Origin of the sequence: Peptacetobacter hominis (assembly GCF_006861675.1) — a bacterium.
In the GTDB taxonomy this organism is placed as follows: domain Bacteria; phylum Bacillota; class Clostridia; order Peptostreptococcales; family Peptostreptococcaceae; genus Peptacetobacter; species Peptacetobacter hominis.
Genome location: NZ_SGJB01000012.1, coordinates 62,966 through 76,699, shown reverse-complemented (window position 1 = coordinate 76,699; position 13,734 = coordinate 62,966). Strand labels below are relative to the sequence as shown.

General features: G+C 34.9%; 20 protein-coding genes. All 20 read right to left on the bottom strand.

Features of this window, described 5'->3' with window-relative positions; translation table 11 throughout:
• Positions 1–112: 112 nt before the first annotated feature.
• Entirely contained in the window at positions 113–343 is a 231-nt protein-coding gene (locus EXD82_RS07580; RefSeq protein WP_142536310.1) for a hypothetical protein, read from the bottom strand.
• Between the two features lie 188 nt (positions 344–531).
• Complete coding sequence (locus EXD82_RS10365; RefSeq protein ID WP_142536309.1) at positions 532–2,220, bottom strand: tetratricopeptide repeat protein; 1,689 nt, start codon at positions 2,218–2,220, stop codon at positions 532–534.
• Positions 2,221–2,232: 12 nt separating this feature from the next.
• The gene (locus EXD82_RS07570) at positions 2,233–3,186 is read right to left on the bottom strand and encodes a patatin-like phospholipase family protein (protein WP_330573785.1); all 954 of its coding nucleotides are present in this window, start codon (positions 3,184–3,186) and stop codon (positions 2,233–2,235) included.
• A gap of 182 nt (positions 3,187–3,368) precedes the next feature.
• Positions 3,369–3,761 carry a 30S ribosomal protein S9 gene (rpsI, locus tag EXD82_RS07565; protein ID WP_142536307.1) on the bottom strand — a complete coding sequence of 131 codons (393 nt, stop codon included), beginning with the start codon at positions 3,759–3,761 and terminating at the stop codon, positions 3,369–3,371.
• A gap of 22 nt (positions 3,762–3,783) precedes the next feature.
• The gene (gene rplM, locus EXD82_RS07560; RefSeq protein WP_142536306.1) at positions 3,784–4,212 is read right to left on the bottom strand and encodes a 50S ribosomal protein L13; all 429 of its coding nucleotides are present in this window, start codon (positions 4,210–4,212) and stop codon (positions 3,784–3,786) included.
• Positions 4,213–4,337: 125 nt separating this feature from the next.
• A complete protein-coding gene (gene truA, locus EXD82_RS07555) occupies positions 4,338–5,069 on the bottom strand; it encodes a tRNA pseudouridine(38-40) synthase TruA (protein ID WP_142536305.1) in 732 nt (243 codons plus the stop codon).
• 1 nt (position 5,070) lies between these two features.
• A complete protein-coding gene (locus tag EXD82_RS07550; protein ID WP_142536304.1) occupies positions 5,071–5,880 on the bottom strand; it encodes an energy-coupling factor transporter transmembrane component T family protein in 810 nt (269 codons plus the stop codon).
• Entirely contained in the window at positions 5,880–6,740 is an 861-nt protein-coding gene (locus EXD82_RS07545) for an energy-coupling factor transporter ATPase (RefSeq protein WP_142536303.1), read from the bottom strand. Before EXD82_RS07545 ends, EXD82_RS07550 begins: the two co-directional genes overlap by 1 nt.
• Positions 6,725–7,567, bottom strand: coding sequence for an energy-coupling factor transporter ATPase (locus EXD82_RS07540; RefSeq protein WP_142536302.1), 843 nt, complete (start codon positions 7,565–7,567; stop codon positions 6,725–6,727). The genes EXD82_RS07545 and EXD82_RS07540 overlap by 16 nt, the downstream gene beginning before the upstream one ends.
• Before the next feature lie 250 nt (positions 7,568–7,817).
• Positions 7,818–8,306, bottom strand: coding sequence for a hypothetical protein (locus EXD82_RS07535; RefSeq protein WP_142536301.1), 489 nt, complete (start codon positions 8,304–8,306; stop codon positions 7,818–7,820).
• A gap of 260 nt (positions 8,307–8,566) precedes the next feature.
• A complete protein-coding gene (gene rplQ, locus EXD82_RS07530) occupies positions 8,567–8,908 on the bottom strand; it encodes a 50S ribosomal protein L17 (protein WP_142536300.1) in 342 nt (113 codons plus the stop codon).
• A 48-nt stretch (positions 8,909–8,956) separates the two neighbouring features.
• Entirely contained in the window at positions 8,957–9,904 is a 948-nt protein-coding gene (locus EXD82_RS07525) for a DNA-directed RNA polymerase subunit alpha (protein WP_142536299.1), read from the bottom strand.
• An 88-nt stretch (positions 9,905–9,992) separates the two neighbouring features.
• Entirely contained in the window at positions 9,993–10,616 is a 624-nt protein-coding gene (gene rpsD / locus EXD82_RS07520) for a 30S ribosomal protein S4 (RefSeq protein ID WP_142536298.1), read from the bottom strand.
• A gap of 70 nt (positions 10,617–10,686) precedes the next feature.
• A complete protein-coding gene (gene rpsK / locus EXD82_RS07515; RefSeq protein WP_142536297.1) occupies positions 10,687–11,085 on the bottom strand; it encodes a 30S ribosomal protein S11 in 399 nt (132 codons plus the stop codon).
• Positions 11,086–11,132: 47 nt separating this feature from the next.
• Entirely contained in the window at positions 11,133–11,504 is a 372-nt protein-coding gene (rpsM, locus tag EXD82_RS07510) for a 30S ribosomal protein S13 (protein WP_142536296.1), read from the bottom strand.
• A gap of 135 nt (positions 11,505–11,639) precedes the next feature.
• A complete protein-coding gene (rpmJ, locus tag EXD82_RS07505; RefSeq protein WP_017753001.1) occupies positions 11,640–11,753 on the bottom strand; it encodes a 50S ribosomal protein L36 in 114 nt (37 codons plus the stop codon).
• 30 nt (positions 11,754–11,783) lie between these two features.
• The gene (gene infA, locus EXD82_RS07500; protein WP_040410592.1) at positions 11,784–12,002 is read right to left on the bottom strand and encodes a translation initiation factor IF-1; all 219 of its coding nucleotides are present in this window, start codon (positions 12,000–12,002) and stop codon (positions 11,784–11,786) included.
• 33 nt (positions 12,003–12,035) lie between these two features.
• Positions 12,036–12,308: a KOW domain-containing RNA-binding protein gene (locus tag EXD82_RS07495; RefSeq protein WP_142536295.1), complete on the bottom strand. Its 273-nt coding sequence runs from the start codon at positions 12,306–12,308 to the stop codon at positions 12,036–12,038.
• 19 nt (positions 12,309–12,327) lie between these two features.
• Positions 12,328–13,074, bottom strand: coding sequence for a type I methionyl aminopeptidase (gene map / locus EXD82_RS07490; protein ID WP_142536294.1), 747 nt, complete (start codon positions 13,072–13,074; stop codon positions 12,328–12,330).
• On the bottom strand, positions 13,074–13,718 hold the full coding sequence (locus EXD82_RS07485; RefSeq protein WP_142536293.1) for an adenylate kinase: 645 nt from the start codon (positions 13,716–13,718) through the stop codon (positions 13,074–13,076). Before EXD82_RS07485 ends, map begins: the two co-directional genes overlap by 1 nt.
• Positions 13,719–13,734 lie beyond the last annotated feature (16 nt).

Genomic DNA, 13,734 nt, shown 5'->3' with positions numbered 1-13,734 from the left:
GGCAGGCAATTCCTGCCACTCTGCACTCTTTACAAATGCAGGGAGCTTTTCGTTTCTAAAAATATGTTTATATATGTACATGTTTGTACATATTTGTATATATTTTTAACAACTACATAGTTGCTCCCCGGAAAGATATCGCCGCTGTTGCAAGCATCTTTCCATTAGATTCAAATATATAGCTTTCACCCTTCTGAATGTCAGATGCTATACTCTCTCTGTTTGGATATCCGTCCTGCCACTGATCTATTCCGGCATTTTTGAAATACTCCTGTGCGTATTTTACAGCTGCCATTATATCATCTATGTCTTTTTTCTCTGAAAGTCTTATATTTATATCCATTGTATTTCCTCATTTCTTTTTATATCGTTTTTCTATTACCATTATATAGTATAGCATCATAATAATGATAGATATAAAAATTCCGATTATATATACAAATGTTATAAGTACTGCTTCTTTTATAGTTAGAATAGTAAATACTTTATTAGAACATCGACAAGATAGAATATAATAAAATTTGCTTTTGCTTAGAAATGATCTCTCAGGAATTTCACCGCATTATCATATCCCTGTTCCGCTGCTTTTTCCATCCAGTATTTTGCCTCATTCTTATTTTGAGCCACTCCATTCCCATAATAATACCTTTTACCAAGTCTAAACTGAGCTACATCGAATCCCTGTTCCGCTGCTTTTCTATACCATCTTACTGCTTCTTTATAATCTTCCTCTACACCTTCTCCACATTCATACATTACTCCAAGAAGGTTCTGACCTAATGCATCTCCCTGTTCCGCTGCTTTTCTATACCATCTTACTGCTTCTATTTTGTCCTGTTCTACTCCGTATCCACATTCATACATATATCCAAGATTACACTGAGCATTTTCATCTCCCTGTTCTGCTGCTTTTCTATACCATTTTACTGCTTCTTTATTGTTCGCTTCTACTCCGTATCCACATTCATAATTTATTCCAAGATCGTTCTGTGCACCGGGATGACCTAACTCAGCTGCCTCACGAAGTATTTCTATACCTTTTCCCTCATCAGTTTCGATATCTGAATCAATCTCTCCAAGATATATACGAGCCAATATATACTTGGCTTCTATATTATTTCTGTCTGCATACTTCTTCAAAGTTTCAAAATCGATATTTTTAAAATCTATATCTGCATTGCGGTAAACATCATCCACAAGATATTCAAACACAGATACATTAAGTAAAAGCTCTATAACAAAATCAAATAACACATTTTCTCTTTTTATATCTATATTATTATTTTCATTTAAATATTTGCGAACTAAGGAATATCTTACATCATCTTCTGATTTTTCTATATTGCTGTTTTTAAGTTCATTAGTAATAGTGTCGACAATATGCTTTTCTTTTGACTTAAGCATATTATTCTTTGAAATAGCACTCAGTATAGATTCGTATTTGTAGTCCTCGCTGTCTATAATACTGATATCTGCATCTATAAGTTTTTCATATGCTTTACTGTTTTCCAAGATATATCTTATAAACTCCTCATAGCTTATTTTTTCTTTTGGTGATAGACCTATCTCCGCTATTGCGGATTTAAGGAGTAATATATCTGATGTAGTCCATTTTCCCCTTGTTATATCGTAAAAGTCTCTCACAAGACATACAAGCTTTTCAACTTTATCAAGTTCAGAATACTCTCTTACATCCCACATCTGATATTCTATCGTATTCGTCCAGTTAAGTAGATTTATATTTCTTTCAAGTCTTTCAACTCTGTTTTCCAACTGTATGATATCGCTCTTAGTCTGTTTAAAAAATGTAATAAGAGTTCCATATATCTTATTTATTTCATCTTCTACTTCTATTATAGATGAGTTTAGTTTATTGTTTACCGCTGTTATTAATTCAAAACTCATCAGATTCTGTTCCGCAAGTTTCTGAAGTATCTGCTGAGATGCATACTGTGATTTATATAGATTTCTGTCTATTTTCGACTGTATATCTCTATTCTTTCCTGAAATCATTCCAGAAAATCTTCTTAATATTCCCTGAGACTCAAGTTCTCCAGAATAGGAATTGCTTGCTTCAAGAGATGTAACACTCTCAAATACGAGTCTGCTTATCTCATATGAATTTCCTCTGTGTTTGTCTATTATTTCCTCTATCTGTCTGTCGATTTCCTGTTTTTCTATTTCTGTAAGCTGATTATTCTCTACTATAGTAAGTTGCATATTTATTACCCCCTAATATTTTCCAAGTAATTCTTCAAGTTCTGACTTTAAAATTTCTCTTTCTCTGTGTATTTTCCTTTTTTCTTCCTGAAATATTTTTTCCTCTTCTCTCATTCTGACAAGAGTGGAAGATATTTTTGACTGTACCATACCCATTTCATATAGTGGTTTCAGTACTTTTACAGCATCTTTGTATCCCTGTTCAATTCTCCTGTCGCTTCCCTCTCTTGAAAAATCCAAAGTCCCTGTTATAATATCTCCCTGACTATCACTTGGAACTATTTCTATTATATTGCTTCCCTCGAATTTTTCTCTATCTATCATTGAGTCCCTGCTCAAATGTACAACTATAAAGGTTCTATATCCCATATCATATAATGGTTTTATAGGAACATTATCCTTTACTCCACCATCTATATATGTGTTTCCGTCGACTTCTTCTTTGTCGAATATTATCGGCAATGCCGATGTAGCAAGAAGGATCTTCTTTATATCCTCGTCGCATCGTCCATTGAGTTCAAGATAATCCACCGATAGACTTTTCATATTGTAGGCAGCTGCAAATAAATTTTTATCACTGTTTCCTATACTATACAAATCTATATTGTTTTCTATTATCTCAACAAGTCCTTCTCTTGAGAACATACCTGAACCATACATACTCTTCAGAAGTATCGATAAATATATGCTGTTTTTTACGATACCTGTAGTTATAAGGTTCAGCATAATCTTTTTTATATCTACTTTCAAAATCTCATCTGAAGTTATATTTTTCCACAGATTTTCCGCAAGTCCATAATCTCCCTGAGCAAATAACACCATATTCAATGCACCGACCGATGTTCCAGATATGCCGGTTATATTTCTATCTACTCCATATTCTCTGAGAGCCTTCCATACTCCGATCTGATAAGCTCCTTTTCCCCCTCCACCTGCAAGGACGAGAGCAGTTCCTCGATTTGACAAATACATCACCTACTCTGTTATTGTTTTCTATAAATCATTATATCATAGTACATAAATTATCAACAATATTCCAAATAATAGTAGATATTTTTATCCACATATCAAGGTGTTTTTACTCAAAAAATAAAAAAACCTGGAACCAATCTGATTCCAGGTAATTTCCAATATATAATACGTAAAAACTATCTTTTTGAGAACTGTGGAGCTCTTCTGGCAGCTTTTAATCCGTATTTCTTTCTTTCCTTCATTCTAGCATCTCTAGTTAAGAATCCTTCTTTCTTTAAAGCAGGTCTTAAGTCTTCATCAACTTTTAATAGAGCTCTAGCTATACCGTGTCTTATAGCACCAGCCTGTCCAGTGAATCCTCCACCTTCAACTTTTACTATAACATCGTATTTATTTTCAGTTTCTGTTAAAACTAATGGCTGTTTAACATCTCTTATTAGTGTTTCGTAGTTGAAATATTCATCTAACGCTCTTCCGTTTACTGTTATATTTCCTTCACCTGCAACTAATCTAACTCTAGCTACAGAATGTTTTCTTCTTCCTGTTCCTATGTACTGTACGTTCGCCATGATAACTCCTCCTTTCACCTAATTAAAATTCTATTGTTTCTGGCTTCTGAGCTTCATGTGTATGTTCAGCACCAGCGAATACTCTTAATCTAGTCATCATTCTGCTTCTTAATTTGTTCTTTGGTAACATTCCGCTAACTGCGTGTGCTACAACTTCTTCTGGTTTCTTAGCCATCATTTCTCTGTATGATATTTCTTTTAAACCACCTACATAACCAGTGTGGTATCTGTAGTATTTCTGATCTAATTTCTTTCCTGTTAAAACAACTTTTGATGCATTTACAACTATAACGAAATCTCCTCCGTCAACGTGTGGTGTAAATGTTGGTTTATGTTTCCCTCTTAATAATGTTGCAACTTCTGTTGCTAAACGACCTAAAGTCTTTCCTTCAGCATCAACTAGGTACCAGTTTCTTTTAACTTCTGCTGGTTTAGCTATATAACTTTTCATGACTGTCCCTCCTTAACTTTTTTCTCTCATAAAAAATATTTTCCGTTTATGTCAAGTCCGGGGCAAAGTGGACTTATTAACACATTCTTGTATATTATACGACGCAAACGCGCCTGTGTCAAGGTTTAATAGAACACTTTTTTGAGAAATAAAGCATGTGCAGGAGCCGTGTGACCGGCTTCTTTTCTGTCTTTTGCCTCTATTATTTCCCGCATTCCTTTTTTTATTTTTCCCCTGCCTATATCTACAAGTGTTCCGGAAATTATCCTTACCATATTATATAAGAATCCATTGCCTTCAAATTCCATCACTATCATATCGTCTTCTGTTGTTATGTTTACATCTGTTATTGTTCTTACTGTAGATTCAACTGAAGATCCGCTGCTCATAAACCCAAAAAAGTCGTGAGTTCCCTTCAGGGCTTCAGCTTCTCTTTTCATCTTTTCCACATCGAGGTCGTATTTTACCTGATATGATGTCTCTCTGACAATCGGATTTCTATATCTGCTGTTATGTATAACGTATCTGTATCTTTTTCCTTTTGCGCTGTATCTGCTGTGAAATTCCATATCAACTTCCTCTGCATATATTACAGAAATATCCTTTGGAAGCTGTGAGTTAAGCGCATCAGGTATTCTATGTGCCGGTATAGACGATTCTGTAAAGAAGTTTGCCACCTGTCCAAGTGCATGTACTCCGGCATCAGTTCTTCCAGATCCCGTTATCTTGACTTTTTCTCCTGTGATTTTTTCTATGGCGTATTCCAGATTTCCCTGTATCCCCATAGAATCCGGCTGTTTTTGCCATCCACAGTAGTTTTTTCCATTGTACTGTACGATTATTTTTATATTTCTCATACTAAATACCTACTTTTACAAATCTAAGAGCTATTATTGCCGCCATATATACAATTGTTATAAATACAGCTGTATATTCAGGCTTTCCTATAACTGCCTCTTTCATTTTTGTTCTGTTATCTCCACCTCTGTAGCATCTTGCATCCATAGCCATAGAAAGTTCATCAGCTCTTCTGAATGCACTTATAAACAGCGGTACAAGAAGCGGTACAAGATTTTTCGCCCTGTTCATTATATTCTTGCTTTCAAAATCCGCACCTCTGGACATCTGAGCCTTCATTATTTTGTCAGTCTCATCAAGAAGTGTCGGTATGAATCTAAGCGCTATAGTCATCATCATGGCAAGTTCATGTACCGGAAATCCAACTTTCTTAAGCGGAGAAAGTACTCTCTCTATACCATCTGTCAACGCTATTGGAGATGTTGTAAGTGTAAGCACAGAAGTTCCTACTATAAGTAATATAAGTCTTATAGACATAAAGAACGCCTGTCTTATACCTTCAACTGTTATTTTGGCAGGTCCTAAAGCCCATAGAACCTCTCCTGGTATAAAAAACATATTTATTATCATCGTAAACAGAATTATCCATCTAAGCGGCTTTATACCCTTTATTATATATTTCCCGGGAATTTTTGATGCTGCAATTATTGCCGCCAGCACAGCCACTACTATTCCATATACATAAAATCTGTTTACAAGAAATATAGATACCATAAAAACAAATGTAGCAATAAGTTTTATCCCTGCATCAAGTCTGTGGACAGGAGAATTCGCCGGGTAAAACTGTCCTACTGTTATATCCTTAAGCATTATTTTCTCCCCCTCATAACTCTTATTATTTCATCTCTGGCTTCTTCTGAGGTTATTATATCCTCTCTTATATCAAATCCTTTTTCCCTAAGCTTAATTGCAAGCTCAAGTACCTGGGGAACATCAAGTCCTATTTCTTTAAGTCTTTTTGTATTCCCTTTAAATACTTCCCTTGGACTTCCCATAAATTCCACTTTTCCTCTGTTCATAACTATAAGTGTTTTTGAAAGTCTTGCCATATCGTCCATACTGTGAGAAGAAAGTATTACTGTTATATTTTTTCTATCATGAAGATCCTTTATAAGTGAGAATATCTCCTCTCTTCCTCCTGGATCAAGTCCAGCTGTCGGCTCGTCAAGTATAAGAACTTCTGGTTCCATAGCTATAACACCTGCTATTGCAACTCTTCTTTTCTGACCTCCTGAAAGCTCAAACGGAGACTTATCCTTGTATGTTTCATAATCAAGTCCAACAGATTTCATGGACTCTTTTACTCTTCTTGATATTTCCTCTTCATCAAGTCCAAGATTTGAAGGCCCGAATGCTATATCCTTTTCTATAGTCTCTTCAAACAGCTGATATTCCGGATACTGAAATACTACCCCTACTCTTTTTCTTATCTCAGTCAGATTCAGGTTCTTTTCTGTTATATCAAATCCGTTTATAAGTATCTGACCTGAAGAAGGCTTTAAAAGACCATTCATATGCTGTATAAGGGTAGATTTTCCAGACCCTGTATGACCGATAAGTCCTACAAAATCTCCATCTTTAATTTCAAATGAAACATCGTCAAGTGCCCTGCTTTCAAAAGGCATCCCCTGATCGTATATGTATGTTAGGTTTTTTACTGTAATTGACATAATTCTTCCACCATTTCGTCCACTGTAAGTATATCGTCTTTGATTTTTATGCCCTCTTTGTTTAGCATATACGAAAGCTCTGTCATATAAGGAACATCAAGTCCTATATTTTTTAGCATCTCAATTTCTTTGAATACTTCTCGCGGAGTACCTTCCAATACTTTTTTTCCTTTTTCCATAACTATAACTCTGTCCGCATCTACTGCTTCCTCCATAAAATGAGTTATATGTATAGTAGTTATATTATCTTCCCTATTCAGCTTTTTGATTGTCTTCATTACTTCTTTTCTTCCTGAAGGATCAAGCATCGCCGTTGCCTCATCAAATATTATACAGTTTGGCTTCATAGCTATTATTCCAGCTATTGCAACTCTCTGCTTCTGCCCTCCCGATAGTAGATGTGGCTGTCTATCCTTAAACTCGTATATTCCTACGCTCTTTAAAGACTCTTCCACTCTTTTTCTTATTTCTGCAGGCTCTATTCCAAGATTTTCAGGCCCAAATGCCACATCTTCCTCAACTATTGTAGCAACAATCTGGTTGTCAGGATTCTGAAATACCATCCCCGCAGTCTGTCTTATATCCCATAACTTGTCTTCATCCTTTGTATTCATACCATTTACAAGTATATCTCCCTCTGTCGGTACAAGTATAGCATTAAGATTCTTTGAAAGAGTAGACTTACCCGAACCGTTGTGTCCGATTATTACCACAAACTCTCCTTTTTTGACTTCAAGGCTCAATCCGTCTATAGCTCTATATTTATCTCCTTCTTCTGTTTCATAATCAAAAGATAGGTTTTTTACTTCTATTATGTTGTCTGCCATAAACACCCTCCTATCTATATCAGTTTATTTAACCAAAACTATTTTCCTATAATTCCATAATAGATTTATTATACCATAAATCGCATAAAATTAATAAAAGCTCTAGAGTTTATTTTCTCTAAAGCTTTTTTATTTTCGCACAAAATTATTATAAATTTCCGTTTACTACTAAAATTTATCTAAACTGTTTCTATATATATCGCCATGATAATATAAGTAATCTTTACAATCAGAACTTTTTATATCCCGATTAATTTTCAAAGCTGCAGAAGTATAATTTATTATCACTCGTATCGTATACAGCTATCTCTACATTTATCTTTTCCTGCTCTAATATATTTCCCTCTCCATTCTGATTTTTGTCTATAAGCATATAGTATCCCTTAGATATCTCAGGTACAAGTTTTTCACCTTCTCCATCTACAATATACGGATCTATCTTTTTGCCGTCTTTATTTGAGCCATATAAAAGAGTTTCTACAGTTTCATCAAATGGAAGTTTCTTCCAGCTCGAACTATCTGCTAGTTTTGACTCTATATTAGAATCTCCAAGATCAAACTCTACACTTGAAGTTTTTCCATCATCACCACTATGAGTTTTAAACGATGTTCCCTCTACATCGGATAAGTCTATTCCCGTTTTTTCTGATATATAATCTATTTTCTCTCCCATACCGCATCCTGTAAATAAAAAAGCAGAAACTAGAACCATCATAAGTATCGACACAATTTTTCTCATTTTTGAACACTCTCCCACATATAATTTTTTCGTACAGTATACTATACGGTATATAAAAAGTCAATTTCATCTGAAGATTATCAATATCTTATCTTCAAATCTTCTGATTTAAGATATAAAAAAAGAGCCATCAATTTGATAGCCCTTGTACCCTAGCTTTATATTATCTATGTTATATAAATCAGAATTTGTTTACCTCAGATATTTTTTAATAAAAAAACTATGGCATACAAATAAGCATGCCATAGCATTATAAGCAATTATACTAACTCTATGAAAGCCATTTCAGCAGCGTCGCCTCTTCTTGGCCCTTTTCTTATTATTCTAGTGTATCCACCATTTCTCTCAGCATATTTTGGAGCTATTTCAGTGAATAAGTTGCTAACAACAGTCTCATCTAGAACGTAAGCTAAAACCTGTCTTCTAGCGTGAAGATCTCCTCTTTTTGCAAGAGTTATCATCTTCTCAGCCATTCTTCTAGTTTCTTTAGCTCTAGTTACAGTTGTTTCTATTCTTCCTTCTCTTAGAAGGTCTGTTACTAAGTTTCTTAACATAAGGTTTCTGTGAGCAGTTTCACGACCTAATTTACGGTAAGTTGCCATTTTTTCCCCTCCTTTTCGAGTCTATATTGTTATATATTCGAAAGTCTATTATTCTTCGCTTGGTTTTAAACCTAGGCCAAGTTCCTCAAGTTTCTGGATAACCTCTTCAAGAGACTTTTTACCAAGGTTTCTAACCTTCATCATATCGTCTTCAGACTTATTAGCAAGTTCTTCTACAGTGTTTATACCCGCTCTTTTTAAACAGTTGTATGATCTTACTGATAAATCTAATTCTTCTATTGTCATTTCAAGAACTTTTTCTTTCTGATCTTCTTCTTTTTCTACCATTATTTCAACGTTTCCAACATGAGCTGTTAAATCGATGAATAATTTTAGATGTTCAACAAGAACTTTTGAAGCAAGAGAAACACCTTCCTGAGGATTTATGCTTCCATTTGTCCAAACTTCTAGTGTAAGTTTATCAAAATCAGTTCTCTGACCTACTCTTGTATTTTCAACGTGATAGCTCACTTTTTCTACAGGAGTATATATTGAGTCAACAGGTAGTACACCTATTGGCATGTTTTCTGTTTTGTTTTCTTCAGCAGGAACATATCCTCTGCCTTTGTCAACATAAATATCCATATTAAGCTTAGAACCTTCATCTAGCGTAGCTATTTTTAAATCCTTGTTTATTATTTCAACATCTGATGGACATATTATATCCGCTCCTGTTACTACACAAGGACCCTCCGCTTCTATTTTAAGTGTTCTGCTTCCTTCACCATCAATAGTAGCTGAAAGCTCTTTTAATGTTAATATCATTTCTGTTACGTCTTCTTTTACACCTGGAACAGTAGAGAATTCATGAAGAACACCCTCTATTTTAACAGCGTTAACAGCTACTCCTGGTAAAGAAGATAACAGTATTCTTCTTAACGCATTTCCTATAGTTATTCCGTATCCTCTTTCAAGAGGTTCAACTACGAATTTACCATATCTGTAATCTTCGCTAAGTTCTATTATATCTACCTTCGGCTTTTCTATTTCTATCATGGATAAAACCCTCCTTAAAATTTAGTAATCCACTGAGGGTAAACAAAATTTTAATTTAATATAAGTTATTAAGTTAAAGATCTGCTTATTACTTAGAGTAAAGCTCTATAATTAAGTGTTCAGCTATTTCAAGATCTATATCTTCTCTTGTTGGAAGAGAAACTACTTTTGCTGACATTTCGTCAAGGTTAGTTTCTAACCAGTTTGGAGATATTCTAGTGTTGTTTTCAACTAAAGCTTTGAATTTAGCTGATGATTTAGAAGTTTCTTTAACTGCTATAACGTCACCAACGTTAACTGTTAATGATGGTATATCAACTTTCTTTCCGTTTAAAGTAAAGTGAGCGTGAGTTACTAACTGTCTAGCTTCTTTTCTAGATGCAGCTAATCCCATTCTGTAAACAACGTTGTCTAATCTTCTTTCAAGTAAGCTTAATAGATTAGCACCTGTTTTACCCTGCATTTTTTCAGCTCTTTCATATAAGTTTCTGAACTGAGTTTCTAGTACTCCGTATATTCTCTTAACTTTCTGTTTTTCTCTTAACTGCTCTCCGTAGTTAGAAACTTTCTTTCTAGCCTGTCCGTGCTGACCTGGAGCATAGTTTCTCTTATCTAGAGCACATTTATCTGTATAGCATCTGTCACCTTTAAGGAATAATTTCATTCCTTCTCTACGGCACTGTCTGCATGATGCACCTGTATATCTTGCCATTAAATTACACCTCCTGAGTCCTTTCTCATTAGTTTTATCGTTAAAATTTCACTGTTATCAATTAATAAAATTACACTCTTCTTCTTTTTGGTGGTCTACATCCGTTGTGTGGTATTGGAGTAACGTCTTTTATCATAGTTACTTCTAGACCTGTAGCCTGTAAAGCTCTTATTGCAGCTTCTCTACCAGAACCTGGTCCTTTTACGAATACTTCAACAGTTTTTAAACCGTGTTCCATTGCAGCTTTTGCAGCTGTTTCAGCTGCCATCTGAGATGCGAATGGAGTCGCTTTTCTTGATCCTTTAAATCCTAACTGTCCTGAAGACGCCCAAGATATTGCGTTTCCGTGAACGTCAGTTAGAGTTACTATTGTATTGTTAAATGTAGACTGTATATGTGCATGTCCACGTTCTATGTTTTTACGTTCTTTTCTTCTGATACGTGTTACTTTCTTTTTAGCTTTTGCCATTTTTCCTGTTTCCCTCCTTTATATTTGTTTGTATATCACTTAACTAATTATTTTTTCTTCTTACGAGATACAGTTTTTCTAGGACCTTTTCTAGTTCTAGCGTTAGTCTTAGTTCTCTGTCCTCTACATGGAAGACCTTTTATGTGTCTCATTCCTCTGTAGCATTTTATATCTCTAAGTCTCTTTATATTTAAAGCTATTTCTCTTCTTAAGTCACCTTCAACTAAGAAGTCTTCGTCTATTATTTTTCTTAATTCATTAACTTCATCTTCAGATAAATCTTTTATTCTTGTATCTGGATTTATCCCGGCTTTAGCTAATATTTCATTAGAAGTCGCTTTACCTATACCATATATATAAGTTAAGCCTATTTCTGCTCTTTTTTCTCTAGGTAAGTCTACCCCAGCTATTCTTGCCATATTGCACCTCCTACGCATAGTTTTCAATTTATTTTCCGTCTCTTATAAGTTATCGATATTTCAACGCCGTCGTTAACATCACAGTATACTATTATACTATATACGGCAACAAATTTCTAGTAATAATTTTATTTTTTAGCCCTGTTTCTGTTTGTGTTTAGGGTTTTCACATATAACCATTACTTTACCTTTTCTTTTTATAACTTTACATTTTTCACACATTGGTTTTACTGATGGTCTAACCTTCATTATTTATCCCTCCTCAGACTAAAAAGTAGTCTACTTTTTACGCCAAGTGATTCTTCCTCTTGTAAGATCATAAGGTGAAAGTTCAACATTTACCTTATCTCCTTCAAGAATTCTTATGAAGTTCATTCTTAGCTTTCCTGAAATGTGACATAATATCTCATGTCCATTTTCTAGTTTAACTTTAAACATTGCATTAGGTAAGCTCTCTACAACTGTACCTTCTAATTCTATAACATCTTTTTTGGCCATTAATTAACCAAACCTCCATTTCAGCTGTCTTGATTATTTATTCAGCTTCTTAAGTTCCGCTCTTAAAAATGAATCTGTAACATTTTCTCCTGACAGTATTTTGGCTCTTACACTGTCATTTATAATGTTCAGTTTTTTAAGATGCTTAACCTTCTTCAGTTTTGGACTGTCTACTTTTCTGCTCTTTCCGTCAGCTATGTGAACGTATTGACTGTCTATTATATTTATTATAAAGAACAGTTTACCTTCATCTCTTCCGGCGCAGGCTGTTACGACCTGTCCTATATCCAACTGATATGATAGCATTTTTTTCACCTGCCTTTGATTAAATCTCTGTTAAAATCAGAGGTTCATCTCCAGTAATTGCTATCGTATGCTCATAATGAGCTGATTTTTTTCGATCCGCAGTTACAGCGGTCCAGCCATCTCCCAGTGTAAACACTCTATGTGTACCGGCATTTACCATAGGCTCTATTGCAAGTACCATTCCTTCTTTAAGTCTTGGTCCTTTACCTGGCTGGCCATAATTCAGTATTTCAGGCCGTTCATGGAGTTTACGTCCAACTCCATGACCTGCATATGACCTGACTACTGATAAATTGTTACTTTGTATGTGTGCTTGTATCGCATGCGATATATCCGAAAGTCTGTATCCAACCTTCGCAAATTTTATTCCTTCATAGAAGCTTTGTCTTGTTACTTCTATCAGTTTCCTATCTTCTTCAGATATCACACCAACGGCATGTGTCTTTGCAGCGTCACCATGATATCCTTTATAATAGGCTCCTATATCTATACTTATAATGTCTCCTTCTTTCAGGATCTTTTTGCCGGGTATTCCGTGTACAACCTCTTCATTTATAGAGGCGCATATGCTTGCCGGAAATCCGCCATAACCTTTGAATGAAGGTACTGCATTATACTTTCTGATATTTTTTTCGGCTATCATATCTAATTCTTTTGTAGATATTCCCGGAACGATAGCCTTTTTTAAAACTTCATGAGTATCCGCCACTATTTTTCCGGCTTCTCTCATTAGATTTATCTGATTATCGGTTTTTAAAATAATCATTATTCACCTAAAGCGTCAACTATATCGGCAAATACTTTTTCTATTGCCTGATCACCATTTATGTCAGCTACTATTCCCTGTTTGTTGTAGTATCCAACAAGAGGTTTAGTTTCGTCTAGATAAACCTGTATTCTTTTTGAAACAGTTTCTTCATTGTCATCTGCTCTCTGATGAAGCTCTGCTCCACACTTGTCACAGATTCCTTCAACTTTAGTTGGGTTGAATTCCACGTGGAAAGTGGCTCCGCATGACTTACAGATTCTTCTTCCTACTGCTCTTCCTACAAGTATGCTTTTGTCAACTTCTATATTTACTATCTTATCAAGTTTAGTTCCTGCTTCAGATAGGTATTTATCAAGCTGTTCAGCCTGTGCTATATTTCTTGGGAATCCATCAAGCATAAATCCGTTTTTACAGTCATCCTGAGAGATTCTGTCAGCAACAAGTCCACATGTTAATTCATCTGGAACTAAAAGTCCCTGATCCATGTATTCTTTTGCTTTCTTACCAAGTTCTGTTCCTTCTTTTATATTCTTTCTGAATATATCTCCAGTAGATATATGAGGTATAGCATATTTTTCCACTATGTTTGCTGCCTGAGTACCTTTACCTGCCCCTGGAGGTCCAAGTAATATTATTCTCATATCATTCATCTCCAAT